This window comes from Streptomyces sp. NPDC104831 (assembly GCF_055583025.1).
The window spans coordinates 12,674-32,225 of sequence record NZ_JBVJOT010000062.1 but is presented as its reverse complement, the minus strand read 5'-3'; the positions used below and the strand labels follow the sequence as shown (position 1 = coordinate 32,225).

At 74.7% G+C, this 19,552-nt stretch carries 17 protein-coding genes; 10 read left to right on the top strand and 7 right to left on the bottom strand.

From position 1 onward, the window contains the following. Positions 1-129: 129 nt before the first annotated feature. The 3 genes from thiE to ACZ63H_RS32030 all read left to right on the top strand — a co-directional run bounded on the left by thiE (position 130) and on the right by ACZ63H_RS32030 (position 2,759). On the top strand, positions 130-777 hold the full coding sequence (gene thiE, locus ACZ63H_RS32040) for a thiamine phosphate synthase (protein ID WP_469871113.1): 648 nt from the start codon (positions 130-132) through the stop codon (positions 775-777). Between the two features lie 119 nt (positions 778-896). Beyond that, a complete protein-coding gene (metF, locus tag ACZ63H_RS32035; protein WP_469871111.1) occupies positions 897-1,820 on the top strand; it encodes a methylenetetrahydrofolate reductase [NAD(P)H] in 924 nt (307 codons plus the stop codon). 72 nt (positions 1,821-1,892) lie between these two features. Then, positions 1,893-2,759, top strand: a complete 867-nt coding sequence (locus tag ACZ63H_RS32030) for a hypothetical protein (RefSeq protein ID WP_469871109.1) — start codon at positions 1,893-1,895, stop codon at positions 2,757-2,759. A gap of 16 nt (positions 2,760-2,775) precedes the next feature. Here ACZ63H_RS32030 and ACZ63H_RS32025 read toward each other — a convergent pair whose 3' ends face one another. The 3 genes from ACZ63H_RS32025 to ACZ63H_RS32015 all read right to left on the bottom strand — a co-directional run bounded on the left by ACZ63H_RS32025 (position 2,776) and on the right by ACZ63H_RS32015 (position 5,995). Beyond that, positions 2,776-4,287, bottom strand: a complete 1,512-nt coding sequence (locus ACZ63H_RS32025; RefSeq protein WP_469871107.1) for a phytoene desaturase family protein — start codon at positions 4,285-4,287, stop codon at positions 2,776-2,778. Positions 4,288-4,345: 58 nt separating this feature from the next. Beyond that, positions 4,346-4,948, bottom strand: coding sequence for a DUF4126 domain-containing protein (locus ACZ63H_RS32020; protein WP_469871105.1), 603 nt, complete (start codon positions 4,946-4,948; stop codon positions 4,346-4,348). Between the two features lie 417 nt (positions 4,949-5,365). Further along, entirely contained in the window at positions 5,366-5,995 is a 630-nt protein-coding gene (locus ACZ63H_RS32015; protein WP_467934668.1) for a TetR/AcrR family transcriptional regulator, read from the bottom strand. A gap of 200 nt (positions 5,996-6,195) precedes the next feature. On the opposite strand from ACZ63H_RS32015, the gene ACZ63H_RS32010 reads away from it, so the two are divergent. The 3 genes from ACZ63H_RS32010 (at position 6,196) to ACZ63H_RS32000 (ending at position 8,285) form a co-directional block, all read left to right on the top strand. Beyond that, positions 6,196-6,738: an SAV_6107 family HEPN domain-containing protein gene (locus ACZ63H_RS32010; RefSeq protein ID WP_469871102.1), complete on the top strand. Its 543-nt coding sequence runs from the start codon at positions 6,196-6,198 to the stop codon at positions 6,736-6,738. A 72-nt stretch (positions 6,739-6,810) separates the two neighbouring features. Further along, positions 6,811-7,581: a methyltransferase gene (locus ACZ63H_RS32005; protein ID WP_469871100.1), complete on the top strand. Its 771-nt coding sequence runs from the start codon at positions 6,811-6,813 to the stop codon at positions 7,579-7,581. Between the two features lie 320 nt (positions 7,582-7,901). After that, entirely contained in the window at positions 7,902-8,285 is a 384-nt protein-coding gene (locus ACZ63H_RS32000; protein ID WP_467934664.1) for a DUF3040 domain-containing protein, read from the top strand. Between the two features lie 73 nt (positions 8,286-8,358). Here the strand turns inward: ACZ63H_RS32000 and ACZ63H_RS31995 are convergent, their stop codons facing one another. From ACZ63H_RS31995 to ACZ63H_RS31980, 4 genes are all read right to left on the bottom strand, one after another. Continuing rightward, a complete protein-coding gene (locus ACZ63H_RS31995) occupies positions 8,359-10,743 on the bottom strand; it encodes a transglutaminase TgpA family protein (RefSeq protein ID WP_469871098.1) in 2,385 nt (794 codons plus the stop codon). After that, on the bottom strand, positions 10,740-12,101 hold the full coding sequence (locus ACZ63H_RS31990; RefSeq protein ID WP_469871096.1) for a DUF58 domain-containing protein: 1,362 nt from the start codon (positions 12,099-12,101) through the stop codon (positions 10,740-10,742). The genes ACZ63H_RS31995 and ACZ63H_RS31990 overlap by 4 nt, the downstream gene beginning before the upstream one ends. Further along, the gene (locus tag ACZ63H_RS31985; protein ID WP_469871094.1) at positions 12,101-13,141 is read right to left on the bottom strand and encodes an AAA family ATPase; all 1,041 of its coding nucleotides are present in this window, start codon (positions 13,139-13,141) and stop codon (positions 12,101-12,103) included. Before ACZ63H_RS31985 ends, ACZ63H_RS31990 begins: the two co-directional genes overlap by 1 nt. A gap of 251 nt (positions 13,142-13,392) precedes the next feature. Beyond that, positions 13,393-14,004: a beta-class carbonic anhydrase gene (locus tag ACZ63H_RS31980; RefSeq protein ID WP_469871092.1), complete on the bottom strand. Its 612-nt coding sequence runs from the start codon at positions 14,002-14,004 to the stop codon at positions 13,393-13,395. Between the two features lie 287 nt (positions 14,005-14,291). Here ACZ63H_RS31980 and rsmH point away from each other — a divergent pair, with 287 nt between their 5' ends. The 4 genes from rsmH (at position 14,292) to ACZ63H_RS31960 (ending at position 19,548) form a co-directional block, all read left to right on the top strand. Continuing rightward, positions 14,292-15,248 (top strand): 16S rRNA (cytosine(1402)-N(4))-methyltransferase RsmH, encoded by a 957-nt coding sequence (rsmH, locus tag ACZ63H_RS31975; protein ID WP_467934657.1) that lies wholly within the window; start codon positions 14,292-14,294, stop codon positions 15,246-15,248. 64 nt (positions 15,249-15,312) lie between these two features. Continuing rightward, positions 15,313-15,879, top strand: a complete 567-nt coding sequence (gene ftsL / locus ACZ63H_RS31970) for a cell division protein FtsL (RefSeq protein WP_469871090.1) — start codon at positions 15,313-15,315, stop codon at positions 15,877-15,879. 5 nt (positions 15,880-15,884) lie between these two features. Then, entirely contained in the window at positions 15,885-17,849 is a 1,965-nt protein-coding gene (locus ACZ63H_RS31965; protein ID WP_469871088.1) for a peptidoglycan D,D-transpeptidase FtsI family protein, read from the top strand. A 178-nt stretch (positions 17,850-18,027) separates the two neighbouring features. Next, positions 18,028-19,548 (top strand): UDP-N-acetylmuramoyl-L-alanyl-D-glutamate--2,6-diaminopimelate ligase, encoded by a 1,521-nt coding sequence (locus ACZ63H_RS31960; protein ID WP_469871086.1) that lies wholly within the window; start codon positions 18,028-18,030, stop codon positions 19,546-19,548. Positions 19,549-19,552: the final 4 nt, after the last annotated feature.

Sequence of the window (19,552 nt, the reverse complement as noted above, 5' to 3'; positions counted from 1 at the left end):
CTGCCCCTTCCCCCCCCCCCCGTTCCCCCCCCCCCCCCCCCCCCCCCCCCCCCCGCCCCCCCCCCCCCCCCCCCCCCCCCCCCCGCCCCCGAGAACCGTCAGGGACACCGACCACGGGGGGACCCACGCATGTCCGACACCGCTCGCGCCGCGCTCGCCGACGCCCGCCTCTACCTCTGCACGGACGCCCGCAGGCGCCAGGGCGACCTGCCCGAGTTCCTGGACGCGGTGCTGGCCGGCGGCGTCGACATCGTGCAGCTGCGCGACAAGGGCATGGAGGCCGCGGAGGAGCTGGAGCACCTGGCGGTCTTCGCCGACGCCTGCGCCCGGCACGGCAAGCTGCTCGCGGTCAACGACCGGGCCGACGTCGCCCACGCGGCCCGCGCCGGGGTGCTGCACCTCGGCCAGGGCGACCTCCCGGTCCCCGCGGCCCGCGCGATCCTCGGCGACGGGGTGCTGATCGGCCGCTCCACGCACGCCGAGGAGGAGGCCGCCGCCGCGGCCGTGCAGGACGGCGTGGACTACTTCTGCACCGGCCCGTGCTGGCCCACCCCCACCAAGCCCGGCCGGCACGCCCCGGGCCTCTCCCTGGTCCGCTACGCCGCGGGTCTCGGCACCGACCGCCCCTGGTTCGCCATCGGCGGCATCGACCTCGGCAACCTGGACGAGGTGCTGGACGCCGGTGCCCGCCGGGTGGTCGTGGTCCGCGCGATCACCGAGGCGGACGACCCCGGCGCGGCGGCGGCGGACTTCGCCGAGCGGCTGCGGAAGGCGTAGCGCCCCGGCGGACCCCCGACCGTCCGGAACCGTGTCCAAGGGATGGACAGCAGCCCGACAATCCGGGCAATTTCCGAGGTGCGGTTGGGGGACCGCCCACCCCTGGCTAACCTGCCCGTATGGCCCTCGGAACCCCGTCCACCAGGACTGATCGCGCACGCACCGTGCGCGACATGCTCGCCGCCGGCAAGACGACGTACTCGTTCGAGTTCTCCGCGCCGAAGACCCCCAAGGGCGAGCGGAACTTGTGGAGCGCGCTCCGGCGGGTCGAGGCGGTCGCCCCCGACTTCGTCTCCGTGACCTACGGCGCGGGCGGCTCCACCCGCGCGGGCACGGTCAAGGAGACCCAGCAGATCGTCGCCGACACGACGCTCACCCCGGTCGCCCACCTCACCGCGGTCGACCACTCCATCGCCGAGCTGCGCAACATCATCGGCCAGTACGCGGACGCCGGGATCCGGAACATGCTCGCCGTGCGCGGCGACCCGCCCGGCGACCCCATGGGCGAGTGGGTGCCGCACCCCCGGGGCCTGACCTACGCCGCCGAGCTCGTCCGGCTCATCAAGGAGTCGGGCGACTTCTGCGTGGGCGTCGCCGCGTTCCCGGAGATGCACCCGCGCTCGGCGGACTGGGACACCGACGTGGCGCACTTCGTGGACAAGTGCCGCGCGGGCGCCGACTACGCCATCACACAGATGTTCTTCCAGCCCGAGTCGTACCTCCGGCTGCGCGACCGCGTGGTGGCCGCCGGCTGTGACACCCCGGTCATCCCGGAGATCCTGCCGGTCACGAGCGTGAAGATGCTGGAACGGCTGCCGAAGCTCAGTAACGCCCTTGTCCCGGACGCCCTGAAAGAGCGGATCCTGGCGGCGAAGGACGATCCGGCGGCGGTACGCTCCATCGGTATCGAGTTCGCCACGGAGTTCTGCGCCCGGCTGCTGGCCGAGGGAGTGCCCGGACTGCACTTCATCACGCTGAACAACTCCACGGCGACCCTGGAGATCTACGAGAACCTGGGCCTGCACCACCCCCCGCGGGCCTAGACCGGCCGCACCGCGATAGGACACACTGCGTAGCGGTCACGGGGAGTAGCGGGCACTGGGAGAGGGGCGTACATGGGCTGGACGGTCCTCTACATCGCGTTCGGCGGCGTAGCGCTGTGGTTGCTGGGCGAGGTGCTGCTGCAGTACAAGGCGCGGCTGCGCTGGCGGCTGCTGGCCTTCGGCGGCTTCCTCGGCGTCGTGATCGGGGTGCTGTTGCCCTCCGTGATCGTGATCGCGCTGGGCGCGATGGCCTTCGCGGTCGGCCAGACCTACGTCACGCTGTCGTTCCGCCGCGGCTTCGCCTCCGGCTGGGCGGTCCGCCGGCCCGGCCCCCGGACCGGCGGCACCAGCAAGCGCCGCCGCGGCCGCGACGGCCGCAAGGACCCGGCCCCGCCGGACCCGGCCGCCGACCGCCCCGCGGCCCCCGGCGCCCCGGAGCCCTACGCCCCGGAGCCCGGCGGCTTCGACGACGACCACGACCGCGACGACGTCTTCACCCCGCCCGTCCGCCCGGCCGAGCCCACCACCGCCGTCCACGCGCCCCCGCCCGGCGACACCGGCGGCTACGGCGGCTACGGCGACACCGCCTACCCGGCCCCCGACCCGCGGGCTCCCGCCTACGACCACCCCGGCTACGGCCCGCAGGACTACGGCTACGACCCCGCCGCCGCCCAGCAGGGGTACGCCAACTACTCCGACCCGTACGTCGGCAGCCGGCCCTACGTCTCCTTCGACCAGGGCTACGCCGGGCAGTACGGGCAGCAGCCGGGCCACCCCCAGGACCCCTACGCCCCCGCCGGTTACGCCGAGACCCCGCCCGGCGGGGTGTGGGTGCCGCAGCAGCGCACCGACGACGGCCACGGCGGCGAACTCCCTCCGGAGCAGCCGTACCCGCGGCAGCCGGACGGGGCGGGCTACGACGAGCAGTACCGCTTCTGAGCCGACCGGCCCCCGCTCACTGCGAGCCCCGGAACCGCGGCCCCTCCACGATCAGCCCGGCCACCAGGGCGCCCGACATGCCGGCGTGCGGCAGTCCGCCGCCCGGGTGGGCCCAGCCGCCGGCCCGGTACAGCCCCGGCAGCCGCGTGGTGTTCGCCGGATGCAGGAAGCGCCCCGCACCGGCGGCGAGCGCGGGTGCGGGCACGGCCCCCGCGCGGGCGCCCGTCTCGTCCTCGGTGGCGCCCGGCGTCCGCACCTCGTGCCACAGCAGCCGGTCCCGCAGGTCCGGTATCGCCCGCCCGGCGGCCTCCAGCAGCAGGTCCGTGTACCGGGCGGCCGTGCGCCCGTCGTCCCAGGGGGCCCGCGTGGGCACCACGGCGGACAGCACCGCCGACTCGTGGCCGTCGTCCGGCCGCAGCGCGGGATCGTCCGGGCGCAGCACGGTCACCGTCGGCGCGGGCGGCTCGTCACCGCCCGGCGAGGCCAGGAAGTCCCACTCCCGCTCCGGGTCCGCGGGATGCACGACCGTGCGGTGCGCGGCGCCGGGCTCCGGGGCGCCGCGCAGGGCGAGCAGCACGGTGAACCGGCCGGGCGGCGCGGTTTCAGGGTCGGCCCGCACCTCGTCCTCGCCGTCCAGCACACGCTCCGTCAGCGCCCGCAGCCGCGCCGGATGGACGTCGGCCACGACGTGGTCCGCCTCCGCCACCGCGCCCCCGGCCAGCTCCACGCCCGCCGCCCGGCCGTCCTTCTCCACGATCCGGGTGACCTCGGCGCCGAAGACGAACTCCACCCGCCGCTGCAGGCACCGCTCGTACACCGCGCGCGCCAGCTCCCGGATGCCGCCGCGCACGTACCAGGTGCCGAAGGCGTGCTCCATGTACGCCAGCACGGCCGCGCTCGCCGGAGCGGTCCGGGGTTCCAGGCCGTGCGCGAGCGCATAACTGGTCAGCAGGGCCGACAGCCGCTCGTCCCGCAGCTCCCAGGCGCCGACCTCGGCCAGTGTCGCGGCCCGGCGCGTGCGCAGCAGCCGCTTGTGCGGCACCGCCGGATACGGCTCCTTTTCGGCCAGCACCCGCCAGTTGGGCCACAGCGGCTCCTCCAGCAGCGGCCGGCGGGTGCGGTCCCAGGCCTCGCGGGCCCGCACCAGGAAGTCGCCCCAGCGCTCGCCCGTGCCCGCGCCCAGCGCCTCGTCCAGGGCCGCGACGACCCCCGCGCGCGAGGCGTTGGGCAGCGCCACCCCGCTGCCGTCCGCGAAGAGGTGCCGTGACGAGGGGTCGACCTGGACCAGCTCGACGCGGTCCTCCAGCGGCTCCTTGCCGGTCTTCACGAACAGGTCGCGGTAGACCGCGGGCAGCGTGAGCAGTCCCGGGCCCGTGTCGAAGCCGAAGCCGTCCCGCTCGAACCGGCGCACCGCACCGCCGTACGTCTCCGTACGCTCGTACACCACCACCCGGTGGCCCGCGACGGCCAGCCGGGCGGCGGCCGCCATCGCGCCCGTCCCGGCGCCGATCACCGCAATCCGTGCCATGCCCGCGACTTTATCGACCGCCACCGACAATCCGGACGCCGGGCGTCCCCGGCGCAGGTCAGCGGGGCCGCGAGGCGGGCCGCCGCGCCTCGCGCCGACGGGCCCGGCGGCGCAGGAAGCGACGGATGCGCGAGAACAGGAACACCAGGGCCAGCAGCCCGCCGGCCAGCAGGACGCCCGCGATCACCGCCGCCGCCACCGGATGGAACATCGCGAACGCCACCACGCCCCCGACGCCGAGGTCCTCGGCCACGCTCAGCACGATGTTGCTGAACGGCTCGGGCGAGGCGTTGACCGCCATCCGCGTCCCGGCCTCCACGGCATGGCTGGCCAGCGCCGTGGAGCCGCCGAGCAGCCCGGCCGCCACGTCGGACACCGACCCGCTCTGCCCGGCGAGCAGCGCCCCCACCCAGGCGCCGGCCAGCGGACGGACCACCGTGTGCGCGGAGTCCCACAGCGAGTCCACGTACGGGACCTTGTCGGCGACGGTCTCGCAGAGGAACAGCACGCCCGCGACGATCAGCACCTCCGGGCGCTGCAACGTCTGCGGCACGTCCGCGCCGATCCCCGTCACGCCGAACAGGCCGAGCAGCAGCACCACCGCGTAGGCGTTGACGCCGCTGGCCCAGCCGCTGGTGAAGACCAGAGGGAGTACGGACACGAAGGCGATCGTAGCCAGTCGGCGGGCGGGCGGCGTGGGCACGCGCGCGCAGGGCTGAGTACCCGTACTCAGACCGCCGGATGAGTACCCGCGCGGATGGGTCGCCGGCCGCCGGGACGGGAGAGTGGGGGCACGGCAGGGGGACGGCCCGGCACCGCCGACACGGGGCGGCGGAACCGGGCCCGGACCGCCGGCCGCTCCTTCCGCCGATCCGTCGGCGGAAGCGAGACGGGGGGCCTCGGGGGACGACCGCCACGGGGGTCCGGACAGGGGGAACCCGTACGGGGGAGTACGGGAAGGAAGTAAGGGGGAGCACGGGGGATCACGGGGGAAACGGGGAGGCGCCGGACCGGCAACGGACCGGCGCCTCTCCTTCGTCCCCCCGGAGCCGGCGGGGCCTGCCGGCGCCCGGCCGCCTCAGACGCGGCCGCTGACCCGCCCCTGGAGCAGCCGGGACAGGGCCGCGTGGACGTCGTCCAGGGAGCGCTCCGGCTGGAAGGACTTCCAGTCCAGCGCGGCCACCAGCACCATCCCGACCAGCGCCGCCGCCGTCAGCTGCACGTCGATCTCGTCGCTGAACTCGCCGGCCGCCACGCCCTCGCGCAGCACCCCCTCCACCACCGCGACCGCCTGCTGCCGCACCACCATCAGGGTGGACTGCCAGGCCCGGTTGGTGCGCCACAGCTCGGCGACGTAGAGCTGGGTGAAGGCCGGATAGCGGTCGATGAAGACCAGGCCCGCGCGGACCATCGCGTCCAGCGCGTCCACCTTGCCGCCCCCGGCGCGCGCCGTCCCCTCGGCCGCCTCCTTCAGGGACGCGGTGAGCAGGCCCACACCGTGCCGCAGCAGTTCCTCGAAGAGCACGGACTTGCTGGCGAAGTTGTAGTAGACCGTGCCCTTGGCGACCCCGGCCCGCTCGGCGATCTCGTCCACCGTGGTGGCGGAGAAGCCCTGCTCGGCGATGAGCGTGACGGCCGCCTCGTAGAGCTTCTGCCGGGTGGCCTCGCGGCGCGTGCTCCCGCCCGGCCTGGCGCTGGTGCTTTCCATGGCCCCGATTCTCACAGGTGCCCCCGGCCCGGCCCGCACAGGTGCCGTGGCCCGGCCCGCCCGGGCGCCCCCGCCCGCGAAGGCCGCGCCCGTCCCCTCGGAAACGGTGAAAGCCCAGCTCGGAACGGATTGTCAGTGGCATACCTCACGATGGGTACATACGGCACACGTGCCGTCACCCAGACGACAGGAGGTTCGTCATGGCCCACTCGTCCGCAGCCGCCGCCCGCCGGCGCCGCGCCACCGGCCCTGCCCCCTCACTGACCGGCCCGGCGAGCGATGTGCACCCCGTGCTCCGCCGGGCCACGGCCCCGCCCGCCGCCCTCGACCTGCTCGCCAAGGCCCGGGCCGGGCTGGAGGAGGCCGCGATCCTGGACACCCCGAACGAGCGCTACGCCACGGCCCACCTCGCCGCCCTGCGCACCGCCGCCGCCGTGCTCGCGGCACGCGGCCGGCCCGAGAGCTCCGCGCGCCGCCGGGCCCGCATCCGCAGCGCCTGGGAGGTGCTGCCCGAGATCGCCCCGGAGCTGACCGAGTGGAGCGCCCTGTTCGCCTCCGGCGCCGCGCGCCGCGCCCGCGCCGAGGCGGGCATCCGGGGCGCGGCCGGCCGCCGGGACGCCGACGACCTGATACGCGACGCGGCGATGTTCCTGCGCATCGTCGAGCGGATGCTCCACCTCCAGCCGGTCCTGCCCCAGCCCCGCCAGGACACCGACGCACCGGGGCCGACGCCGACGCGATGACCTGCCGCGGGGCCGGAGGCAATAGGGTGGAGTCGCCTGAAGTCCTTCAGACCCGCCGAGGAGTCAACTGCCGTGTCGGACCCGTCGCGCCCCCGCGCCTCCCTGCGTACCGCCGTGGTCTGGGACGTCCTGCAGGACGCCCTCGACCGCCGGGTCAAGGCCACGGGCCGGGACTCGCTGGACGTCCTCGACACCGGGGGCGGCAGCGGGAACTTCGCCGTGCCCCTCGCCCGCCTCGGCCACCGGGTCACCGTGGTCGACCCCAGCCCCAACGCCCTGTTCGCCCTGGAGCGCCGCGCCGCCGAGGCCGGCGTCGCCGACCGGGTCCGGGGCGTCCAGGGCGACGCGCACGGCCTGTTCGACGTGGTCGAGCGCGGCGGCTACGACGCCGTCCTGTGCCACGGCGTCCTGGAGTACCTGGACGACCCGGCCGAGGGCCTGCGCAACGCCGTCGCCGCGCTGCGGCCCGAGGGCGTCCTCAGCCTGCTCGCCGCCGGCCTCGGCGGCGCCGTCCTCGCCCGTGCCCTCGCCGGCCACTTCACCGAGGCCCACCAGGCCCTCCAGGACCCCCACGGCCGCTGGGGCGGCGGCGACCCGATGCCCCGCCGGTTCACCGCCGAGCAGCTCACCGCGCTGGTCGAGGGCGCCGGCCTGCGGGTCGGCGCGGTGCACGGCGTGCGCGTCTTCGCCGACCTGGTGCCCGGCGTCCTGGTGGACACCGAGCCCGGTGCCGTGGACGCGCTGCTGAGGCTGGAGGCCGCGGCGGCCGAACTGCCCGCGTTCCACTCGGTCGCCACCCAGCTCCATGTGCTCGGCGAGACTCCGGGTGCCACCGGGAGCTGAGTGCCGCCGGGATCCGAGTGCCATGGGGGCCTCGAGCGTCCTGGGGGCACCAACGGGAACAGTCGCTGATCAGCGCCTCGACCGCGGATGGAGTACACCACAGGCCCCCCGATCGAGCGGTTTGCGCCGTATGATCGAGGTACACCGCTCGGCATGACGAGTCGGCCGCCGGGGAATGGAAGCCTCAGCGAGCCGGACGGCCATGACGGAATCCGGTTGGCCAATTGGCGTAGAGGGGCGGGTTTCACGGGGGCGATTCCCTGCCTATCCTGAAGGGACCCCCCGGGTCGCCCCGGCGACTGCACGATGAGGAGGACTCCGTGCCGCTCTCAGAGCACGAGCAGCGCATGCTCGAGCAGATGGAGCGAGCGTTGTACGCCGAAGATCCCAAGTTCGCGTCGGCGCTTGAGGGAAGTGGGCTGCGGACGTACACCCGTCGGCGGGTCTACCAGGCGGTCGCGGGTTTCCTCATCGGTATCGCGCTCCTCATGACCGGAATGGTCATGCAGCTGATCTGGGTCAGCGTGGTGGGTTTCCTCGTCATGCTGGGCTGCGCCGTGCTGGCCGTCACCGGCTGGCGCAAGACACCCAAACCGGGCGAGCAGCCGCCGGGCGTCGCCCGCCGGCAGGTGCGGCCCAGACGCTCCATGATGGACCGCATCGAGCAGCGCTGGCAGCGCCGCCGGGACGAACAGGGCCGCTGATCCGGCGGACACACACGTGAGGGGCGGCCACCGCGAGGTGGCCGCCCCTCAGTCGTGCCCTCGGTCCGTGGGCTCAGCCCTCCTGCCCCGACGGCCGGCGCGGCGCCGGCCGGGCCACCGCCGCGGCCCGCGCCCGGAGCGCCGACCAGCGGGCCGTCACCGCCCACCACGCCCGGACCGACGAGCGCGGCAGGAACAGCGCCCGCAGCCGGGTCCCGGCGCCCACCACGGCGCCCAGCCCCTCGACCACCCGGCGCACGTCCTGCGCCGCGCCCGCCGCCGGACGCGGCCGGGGCGCGTACAGCACCTGTTCCACCGCGTCCGCCACCCGGTGCACCGCGGCCCCGGCCGCCGCGTCCAGCCGCCCCAGCCGGACGATCCGCTCGGCGGCCCGGCGCGGGGTCAGCGACTCGTCCGGCGGGACGCCGTGGTCCCAGGCACTGTCCGTCAGCTCCTGCCAGGCCGCGAGGGTGTGCGCCGCCGTGCCCTGCGGGGTCCGGGCGTGCCCGCCCAGCCGCAGCGCGCGCACCCGCTGCCGCCACAGCAGCGGTGCCAGCAGCGCCGCCAGGACCACCAGCGCGCCCACCCCGACCAGCAGCCACGCCCACCAGTCGGTGTCGTCGTGGCCGTGGTGCACCGCCGCCGCCGCGGACGGGCTGTCGCAGGCCCCGAGCCGGCGCGGCCCGGCGCAGCTCTCGCTCGGCGAGGCCGGCACCGAGGGCGCCGAGGCGCTGCCCCGGGACGGCAGCGCCTCCTGGGGCAGCGAGCTGCCGGGGGTGTCCGGCTGGGTGTACGACGGAGTGGTGCCCCGGGACGGGGTCGGCTCGAACCGGGTCCAGCCCACGCCCTCGAAGTACAGCTCGGGCCAGGCGTGCGCGTCCCGCTGGTTGACCGCCACCGTGCCGTCGCCCTGCGGGGTGCCGGGCGCGAAGCCCACCGCCACCCGGGCCGGGATGCCCAGGGTGCGGGCCATCGCCGCCATCGCGAAGGAGAAGTGGACGCAGAAGCCCTGCTTCTTCTCCAGGAAGTTCGCGATGGCCTGCGACCCCCGGCCGACCTCCACCTGGGTGTCGTACTGGAAGCCACCGGTGACGGCGAAGTAGTCCTGGAGCTTGACCGCCTCCTCGTAGTGACTGCGCGTGCCCTCGGTGATCTCCTTGGCGGTGCGGGCCACCACCTTCGGCAGCGAGGCCGGCACCTTCGTGTACTCGTCCCGCAGGGCGGCCGGCGGCCGGGGCGCGGCGGCCAGCTGCTCCGCGGTCGGCTCCACGTCCAGGCTGGTCACCTGATAGGTCTCGCCCCGCGTGGTCTGTCCGTGGTCGCCGACCAGGGTCATGCCGACCGGTTCGTACCGCCATCGGCCGCTGACCCGCACCTTGCTCGGCGGGTACGGCATCGGCAGCCAGTCCTGGGCGTAGGATTCCGCGGCCGTGACCGTCGTCCGTATCGTGCCGCGCCGGACGTCGTCCGCCAGGCCGATGGGCGTGGGCAGCGGTTCCGGCACGTCGACGACATGGCGCTGGGCCGGCTTCCAGGTGGTGCCGTCGAAGTCGTCCAGGGAGACGATCCGCAAGTACAGGTCGGAGAGGTCGTTGGTGCTGGTCCGCAGGGACAGCACCTGGCGGTCGTCGTTGGTGTTCAGGTTGTCGCGCAGCGACACCAGCGGGTTGACCGCCGAGATCGTGCCCCCGTCGCCGCTGCCCGCCCCCATGCCGTCGCGGGCGCCGTCCAGCAGGCCGCCGTGCAGCGAGGGCAGCGCGAGCGGCACGATCAGGGCCACGCCGAGCGCGACCGCGCCGATCCGGCGGCCGGTGCGCACCGGGGTCAGGGGCCCCGCCTCCGGGGCGCCCGGCGCGCGGGGGGCGCCGCCGAAGACCCGGCCCCACTGGGCGAGCCGGTCCCGGCCCTCGGCGAGCAGCAGCATCAGATAGCCGGCCGCCGCCACCAGGAACCACAGCCAGTCGGCGCCGCCGTCGGACAGGCCCGCCGCCACCGAGTACAGCGCGAGCAGCGGCAGCCCGGCCGGGGCCGCGCTGCGGAAGGTCACCGCGAGCGTGTCCACCAGCAGCCCGATCAGCAGCACCCCGCCGATCAGCATCAGCCTGATGCCGTCGGTGACCGGCGCCGGTGTCGCGTACCGGCTGATGTCGTCCGTGCCCTGCCCGAGCAGCTCGGCGAGGTACCGGAAGGTGTCCGGACCCGGGATCAGCCCGGCGATCGCGTGCTGCCGGGCGCACACCAGGGTCAGCAGCACCAGGGTGACCAGGAACTGCGCCGCCACGGTCAGCGACCGGCCCAGCGGCACCCGCCGGGCCGCCGCGCCCACGCCGGTCTGCACGGCCACCAGCGGCACCAGTTGCAGCAGCCAGGTCGGCTTGGCGACCAGCGGCAGCAGCGCGCAGGACGCCATCAGCGTGGCCGCCGCCGCGCACAGCGCCAGTCGTGCCCGTCCGCTCATCCCCACGCCTCCCCGCCCGGCGACGCCAGAGCCGAGCGCTCCCGGTCCGCCTGCCGCCACAGTTCGTCCAGCGCGGCGCCGCGCGGCACGCTCAGCGCCGTCCAGCCCGCCTCGCGCAGCAGCCGCAGCCGCTCGGTGTGCCGGTCGCCGGGCCGGGGCACGTCGGTCGCCTCCCGCGTCCAGGTGTCCGGGTCCAGCACGAAGGCGACACCCCCGCCGCCGCGCCGGCTCATCCTGGCGACCGTTGCGGCCTGGTCCTCGTCCAGGTCGCCGAGGAAGGCGATCAGCAGCCCCCCGTTCCCGGCGCGCAGCGTGTCGTAGGCGCGGGACAGGCCGGTGCCGTCGGAGTAGTCGATCACCGCGAGGGCGTCCAGCATCAGGCCGGCCGCCTCCGCCGCCTCCTGGCCGGAGCCCGCGAAGCCGTCGCCGCCCTCGCCGGGCACCGTGCCGCCGGCGTCGGTCAGCAGCCGTACCGAGAAACCGCGCTCCAGCATGTGCGCCAGCACCGAGGCGGCGGCGGAGACGGCCCACTCGAAGGCCGAGTCCGGGCCCGCGCCCTCGTAGGCGCCGCCGCGGGTGTCCAGCAGCACGGTGCACCGGGAGCGCCGGGGCTGCTCCTCGCGGCGCACCATCAGCTCGCCGTAGCGCGCGGTGGAGCGCCAGTGCACCCGGCGCAGGTCGTCGCCGTAGCGGTAGCCGCGCGGGATCACGTCGTCCTCGCCCGCCAGGGCCGGGGAGCGCCGGCGCCCCTCGCCGTACCCCTTGGCCTCTCCGGCGAAGCGGACCGGGGCCAGCGGTGTCACGCGCGGGACGACCGTCAGGGTGTCCTGCGCCGAGAAGGACCGGGTCAGCTCGCACATGCCGAACGGGTCCGTCAGCCGCAGCTGGAGCGGACCCAGCGGATAGCGGCCGCGCAGGTCCGAGCGGACCCGGTAGGACACCTCGCGGTGGCCGCCCGGCTCCATCCGGTCCAGCACGAACCGGGGCCGCGGCCCGAGCACGTAGGGCACCCGGTCCTGGAGCATCAGCAGGCCGGTGGGCAGCCGGGAGACGTTGTCCATGCGCAGCTGGACCCGGGCCTCGCCGCCGGCCGGCACGCGCCCGGGGGCGAGCAGCCGGCTCCCGGCCACCCGGTGGCGGGTGCGGTACAGCACGGTGGCGCAGATCAGGGGCAGCACGGCGAGCAGCAGGCCGACCCGCAGCAGATCGCTCTGGCCCAGCAGGAACGCGCAGACCGCGGCGGCGATGCCGGCCGCGAGGAAGGAACGGCCGCGGGTGGTCAGGCCCGCGAGGGCCGTGCGGACGCCGCCCGGCTGCCCGCCGTCGGGCTCCGCCGGCCCGGTCCCCCCGAAGTTCATCACAGACCCCGCGGAGGCTGCTGGGGATAGGCCGGGACGACGCGGCCGAGATCACCGAGGCCGCCCGGCCGGCCCGGGCCCGAGGGCACCGGGGTGCGCTGGAGGATCTCCAGCACCACCTGCTCGGCCGTCCGCCGGTTGAGCTGGGCCTGCGCCGTGGGCAGCAGACGGTGGGCGAGGACGGCGACGGCGAGCGCCTGCACGTCGTCCGGCAGCGCGTACTCCCGGCCGGCCAGGGCCGCGGTGGCCTTGGCCGCGCGCAGCAGGTGCAGCGTCGCGCGCGGGGAGGCGCCGAGCCGGAGGTCGGGGTGGGTGCGGGTGGCGGCGACCAGTTCGACCGCGTACCGCCGGACCGGCTCGGCGACGTGCACCCCGCGCACCGCCTCGACCAGCTTCACGATCTCGTGCGCGTGCGCCACCGGCTGGAGGTCCTCCAGCGGGCTGACCCCGCCGTGCACGTCGAGCATCCGCAGTTCGGACTCCACGCTCGGGTAGCCGACGGAGACGCGGGCCATGAAGCGGTCGCGCTGGGCCTCGGGCAGCGGGTAGGTGCCCTCCATCTCGACCGGGTTCTGGGTCGCCACCACCATGAAGGGGCTGGGCAGTTCGTACGTCTGCCCGTCGATGGTGACCTGCCGCTCCTCCATGGACTCCAGCAGCGCGGACTGGGTCTTGGGCGAGGCGCGGTTGATCTCGTCGCCGATCACGATCTGCGCGAAGATGGCGCCCGGCTTGAACTCGAAGTCCCGCCGCTGCTGGTCCCAGATCGACACGCCCGTGATGTCGGAGGGCAGCAGGTCCGGGGTGAACTGGATGCGCCGCACCGAGCAGTCGATGGACCGCGCCAGCGCCTTGGCGAGCATCGTCTTGCCCACTCCGGGGACGTCCTCGATCAGCAGGTGGCCCTCGGCGAGCAGCACGGTCAGCGCGAGCCGTACGACCTCGGGCTTCCCCTCGATCACGCCCTCCACCGAACCGCGCACCCGTTCCACGGTGGCGGTCACATCCGTGAGGCTCGCTCGATCGTCATAGGTCGTCACCCCGGCCCTCCTCGGCCCGTTCTTTGCCGGGCCGACGCTGTCACTGCGCAACCGGCCCACCCCGAAACACGGGCACCACGCGGGAAAGGTTCCGCGTGCCGCCACTCCCCGCATTCTTGCCGCCGTTACCGATTCGTGTCACCGCCTGTGGACAACTGCCCCCGGCGATGCCGGTCATACGACGTGTCCGGCCGTCCTTCCGGCACGGCCGGCGGGACGCGTCCCGGGGCGGCCGGCCGGTACGTTCCGCGTCAGGCCGGGTCGACCTCGCGCAGCAGACCGGTGCGCACGTCGAAGACGAAACCGCGGACGTCGTCCGTGTGCAGCAGGAAGGGCGAGGTGCGCACCCGCCGCATGGACTGGCGCACGTCCTGGTCGACGTCCCGGAAGGACTCCACCGCCCAGGCCGGCCGCTGCCCGACCTCCATCTCCAGCTCGGAGCGGAAGTCCTCGGTCAGTGCCTCCAGGCCGCAGTTGGTGTGGTGGATCAGCACGATGCTGCGGGTGCCGAGCTTGCGCTGGCTGATGGTCAGCGACCGGATCACGTCGTCGGTGACCACACCGCCCGCGTTGCGGATGGTGTGGCAGTCGCCCAGCTGGAGACCGAGGGCCTGGTGCAGGTCGAGCCGGGCGTCCATGCAGGCGACCACGGCGACGCGCAGGACGGGGCTGGCGTCCATGCCCGGATCGGCGAAGGCCTCGGCGTACGTGCGGTTGGCCGCGACCAGGCGGTCGGTCACGCGGTCGCCGGCCGTTATGGCGCCTTCGGATCCGGCGGGTGCTGCTGCGGAAGTCGTCATGCCGACGACGTTACTGGTCACGTGGTGTCCCGGCCCGTCGTGAGAGGGGACAAAGAGCGCCATCGCGGTTCGTTGTGAGCGAACCCACAGAGCGGGCGGAGACCGGCCGAACGGGTGGGCCGGGGCGGGCACGCGTCCCCGCGCGTCGCGGTGCGCGACGCGCAGGCCGGTTGATTGACCCGGCGACGGCGTGGACTAAAGTGACGCGAAAGCGGGAGACGAGTCTCTCCCCGCTGGTGAGACCCCCGGAGACCCCGGCACCGTCCGGACCGTCTCCCCGCGCGCGCGGCGCGTACGTACGGCTCGGGGGACCGACGGTGCGTACGGCCCGCCGGAACTGAGAGGCCCCCTTGAGCCAGAGTCGACACGTCCCGGTGATGCTCCAGCGGTGCCTGGACCTGCTGGCGCCCGCCCTGGAGCGCCCCGGAGCGGTGGTCGTCGACTGCACCCTGGGCCTCGGCGGGCACAGCGAGGCGCTGCTGACCCGGTTCCCCGGCGCGCGGCTGATCGGCCTGGACCGGGACAAGGAGGCGCTGCGCCTGTCCGGCGAGCGGCTGGCGCCCTTCGGCGACCGCGCCACCCTGGTGCACGCCGTGTACGACGAGCTGCCCGACGTCCTCGACCGGCTCGGCACGGCACGCGTGCAGGGCGTGCTGTTCGACCTCGGGGTGTCCTCCATGCAGCTCGACGAGGCCGGCCGCGGCTTCGCCTACGCGCAGGACGCGCCGCTGGACATGCGCATGGACCAGACGACCGGGATCAGCGCCGCCGAGGTCCTCAACACCTACCCGCCCGGCGAACTCGTGCGCATCCTGCGCGCGTACGGCGAGGAGAAGCAGGCCAAGCGGATCGTCGCGGCGATCGTCCGGGAGCGCGAGAAGGAGCCGTTCGGCACCAGCGCGCGGCTCGTCGAACTGATCCGGGACGCCCTGCCGCAGGCCGCCAAGCGCACCGGGGGCAATCCGGCCAAGCGCACCTTCCAGGCGCTGCGCATCGAGGTCAACGGCGAGCTGTCCGTGCTGGAGCGGGCGATCCCGGCGGCCGTGAAGGCCCTGGACGTCGGCGGGCGTGTCGCCGTGCTGTCGTACCACTCGCTCGAAGACCGGCTGGTCAAGCACGTGTTCGCGGCCGGGGCGGCCTCCACCGCGCCGCCCGGGCTGCCGGTCGTGCCCGAGCGGTACCAGCCGCGGCTCAAGCTGCTCACCCGTGGTGCCGAACTTCCCACCGAGGAGGAGATCGCCGAGAACCGCCGGGCGGCACCGGCCAGACTGCGGGGTGCCGAGCGCATCAGGGAGGACGTGGAGTGAGCCAGACGGGTCGGAGGGTCTCCTCCGCGCACCGGGGGAGCGGCATCCCCGTACCGGGGGAGCGGTGAGCAGGAAACCCGAGCTGAAGGGGAGGGCCGCCCGGCTGGCCCGGCTCTTCCCGGCGGGCCGTGCCCAGGCGGCCCGCACCCCGTTCGTGCTCCTCGTCGTCCTGCTCCTCGGCGGCGGCCTCATCGGGCTGCTGGTGCTGAACTCCGCCCTCAGTGAAGGCTCGTTCGAACTCGCCGACCTGCAGAAGCGGACGAAGACCCTCACCGACGAGGAGCAGGCCCTCCAGCGGGACATCGACGCCTACTCCGCCCCCGACGCCCTCCAGCGGCGCGCCCGCGAACTCGGCATGGTCCCCGGCGGCGACCCCGCCTTCCTCGGCCCCGACGGCACCGTCAAGGGCGTCCCCGGCGCGGCACCCCGCACCGCGGCCCTCACCGGCCCGGGCGCCGCCCCCGGCACCACGTCCCTCTCCGGCCCGGGCGCCGCTCCGCAGACACCGCTCCCGCCCGGCGCCCCGCTCCCCGCGCCGGCCCCCACCGGCCCGGTGCCCGTGCTCCCGGCGCCTCCCGCGGCCCCGACCGCCGTCCCCCCGTCCGTGTCCACCCCGACCCCCGGCAGGTGACGGAAGTGTCCGACAGGCAACCGCCGCGCCGTCGTGTGCCCGCGCCCGCCAGGCCGCCGCGCCCCAGGGGGCCCGTCCGGCGGCAGCCCGGCCCGGGAGCGCGCCCGGCGCGCCGACCCGGCGGGGCCCGGCCCATGCCGCCCGCCCCGCTCCGGCTCGGCAGCCCCCGGCCCCGGCTGCGCCTGGTCGGCCTCGCCCTGACGCTGGTGCTGCTCGTCTTCGTCGTACGGCTGCTCCAGGTCCAGGCCGTGGACGCGAGCGCGTACGCGGCGCGGGCCGAGGAGAACCGGTACGTGGTGCACACCCTGGCCGCCGAGCGCGGCGAGATCACCGACCGCAACGGCGTCGCCCTCGCCGTCAGCGAGGACGCCTACGACATCACGGCCGACCCGACGATGTTCAGCGCCAAGCAGCTGAAGATCGCCGACGGGCCGGAGCGGGCCGCCGCGCTGCTCGCCCCGATCCTCGGGCAGGACCAGGCCGCGCTCGTCGGGAAGCTGCGGCCCGCGAACAGGAACTCCCGCTACACCCGCCTGGCCGCCCGGCAGACCCCGCAGGTCTGGAAGCAGATCAGGGACCTGAAGACCGCGCTCGCCAACAAGTCCGGCACCGACCACACCACCGTCAACGTGCTGGCCGGCGTCTTCGCGGACCCCAGCAGCCAGCGCGTGTACCCCAACGGCGACCTGGCCGCCGGGATACTGGGCTGGGTCAACGCCGACGGCAAGGGCGGCGGCGGCGTCGAGCAGCAGCTCGACAAGCAGCTCACCGGCAAGGACGGCAAGGTCCGCTACGCCCAGGCCGGCGGGCGCGAGGTGCCCACGGTCGGGTCGACGGAGACGCCCGCCGTGCCCGGCGCCGACGTCGAGCTGACCATCGACCGGGACATCCAGTGGGCCGCGCAGCACGCCATCAGCGAGCAGGTGCGCGCCTCCAAGGCCGACCGCGGCTACGTCATCGTCCAGGACACCCGCACCGGCCAGATCCTGGCCATGGCCAACTCGCCCGGCTTCGATCCCAACGACCTGGCGAAGGCCGACGGTGACGCCATGGGCAACGCGGCCCTCCAGGACGCCTACGAGCCCGGCTCCACGGCCAAGGTGATGTCGATGGCGGCCGTGCTGGAGCGGAACGCGGCGACCCCCCTCACCCACGTCGTCGTACCCAACCGGCTGCACCGCGGCGACCGGCTGTTCCAGGACGACATCGACCACGCCACCTGGTACCTCACGCTCAACGGCGTGCTCGCCAAGTCCAGCAACATCGGCACCATCCTGGCCACCGGCGAACTCGCCAAGAGCCAGTCCGAGGCCAACAAGGTCCTCTACTCCTACCTGCGCAAGTTCGGCATCGGCGGCTACACCGGCCTCGGCTTCCCCGGTGAGACCCCCGGCATCCTCGCGCCGCCGCAGAAGTGGTCCACCTCGCAGCAGTACACGATCCCTTTCGGCCAGGGCTTCTCCATCAACGCCATGCAGGCCGCCTCCGTGTACTCGACCATCGCCAACGGCGGGGTCCGCGTGGAGCCGACCCTGGTGCGCGGCACCAAGGGCGCCGACGGGCGCTTCACCCCGGCGCCGAAGCCCGAGAAGACGCGGGTGGTCAGCGAGAAGACCGCCGAGAACCTCGCCCGGATGCTGGAGTCGGTGGTCGACGACGAGCAGGGCACCGGCATCAAGGCCCGCATCCCCGGGTACCGGGTGGCGGGCAAGACCGGCACGGCCAACCGTGTGGATCCGGCCACCGGCCGCTACCGCGGCTACACCTCGTCCTTCGCCGGTTTCGCGCCCGCCGACAAGCCGCGGATCACCGTCTACTGCGCCATCCAGAACGCCACCTCCGGCAGCTACTTCGGCGGCCAGATCTGCGGTCCCGTCTACAAGCAGGTGATGGAGTTCGCCCTGAAGACCCTCCAGGTCCCGCCGACCGGGGCGAGGCCCGCCAGCCTGCCCGTCGAGTACAAGCCCTGATCAGCACCCCACTGGTCAGCACGGAAACACCAGGAACGAACCCGTGACAACGATCACTCCCGACGCCGGGAACCACGGGGCCGACAGGCCCTCGCTTCGCTCCGGAGCCGGTACGCCCGGTACGCTCACCGCCGTGCCACACGCTGATCAGTCCCAAACCACCCAGAAGGGCGCTTCCGTGACATATCCGGGACCGCCGCGACCGGTCCAGGTCTCCGCCACACCCCTCGCGGAACTGGCCGATCAGCTGGGTACCGCCGCTCCGGACGCCGCCGCCGGGATCACGGGGATCACCCACGACTCGCGCGCCGTCCGCCCCGGCGACCTGTACGCCGCCCTGCCGGGCGCCCGGCTGCACGGCGCCGACTTCGCCACCCAGGCCGCCGGCCTCGGCGCGGTCGCCGTGCTCACGGACGCCGGCGGCGCCGAACGCGCCGCCGCCACCGGCCTGCCCGTCCTCGTCGTGGACGACCCGCGCGGCCGGATGGGCGAGCTGGCGGCCCGGATCTACGGCCACCCCGGCCGCGATCTGCTCCAGATCGGCATCACCGGCACCTCCGGCAAGACCACGACCGCCTACCTGGTGGAGGGCGGCCTGCGGACCGCCCGCGCCACCGGCCTGGTCGGCACCGTGGAGACGCGCATCGGCGACGAGCGGATCAAGTCCGAGCGCACCACCCCCGAGGCCACCGACCTCCAGGCCCTGTTCGCCGTCATGCGCGAACGCGGCGTCGAGGCGGTCGCCATGGAGGTCTCCAGCCACGCCCTGGTCCTCGGCCGGGTCGACGGCTGCGTCTTCGACATCGCCGTCTTCACCAACCTCAGCCCGGAACACATGGAGTTCCACTCCGACATGGAGGACTACTTCCGGGCCAAGGCGCAGCTGTTCACGCCGGAGCGCAGCAGGCTCGGCGTGGTCAACGCCGACGACGAGTACGGCCGCCGGCTCGCCGAGGAGGCGACCGTCCCGGTCGTCACCTACTCCGCCGAGGGCCACCCGGACGCCGACTGGCGCGCCCAGGACGTCCAGATCGGCCCCATGGACTCGACGTTCACCGTCCTCGGCCCCGGCGGCGAGCGGATCCACGCCAGGTCGCCGATCGCCGGCCCCTTCAACGTGGCGAACACCCTCGCCGCCATCGTCGCCCTCGCCGCCGCCGGCCTCGACCCGCAGGCCGCCGCCGACGGCATCGCCGCCGTACCGGGCGTACCGGGCCGCCTGGAGCGCGTCGACGCCGGGCAGCCCTACCTCGCGGTCGTCGACTACGCCCACAAGACGGACGCGGTCGAGTCGGTGCTCCGGGCGCTGCGCAAGGTCACCAAGGGCCGGCTGCACGTCGTCCTCGGCTGCGGCGGCGACCGCGACCGGACCAAGCGCGCCCCGATGGGCGCCGCCGCGGCCCGGCTCGCCGACACGGCCGTACTGACCTCCGACAACCCCCGTTCCGAGGATCCCCTCGCGATCCTCGCGACCATGCTCCAGGGCGCCGCCTCGGTGCCCGCGCACGAGCGCGGCGAGGTGCTCCTCTTCGAGGACCGGGCCGCCGCCGTCGCCGCCGCCGTGGGCCGCGCCCAGGCCGGGGACACGGTGCTGGTCGCGGGCAAGGGTCACGAGCAGGGCCAGGACATCGCCGGCGTGATCCGTCCCTTCGACGACCGCCAGGTGCTTCGCGAAGCTATCCAGAAGACCCAGGGATGAACTT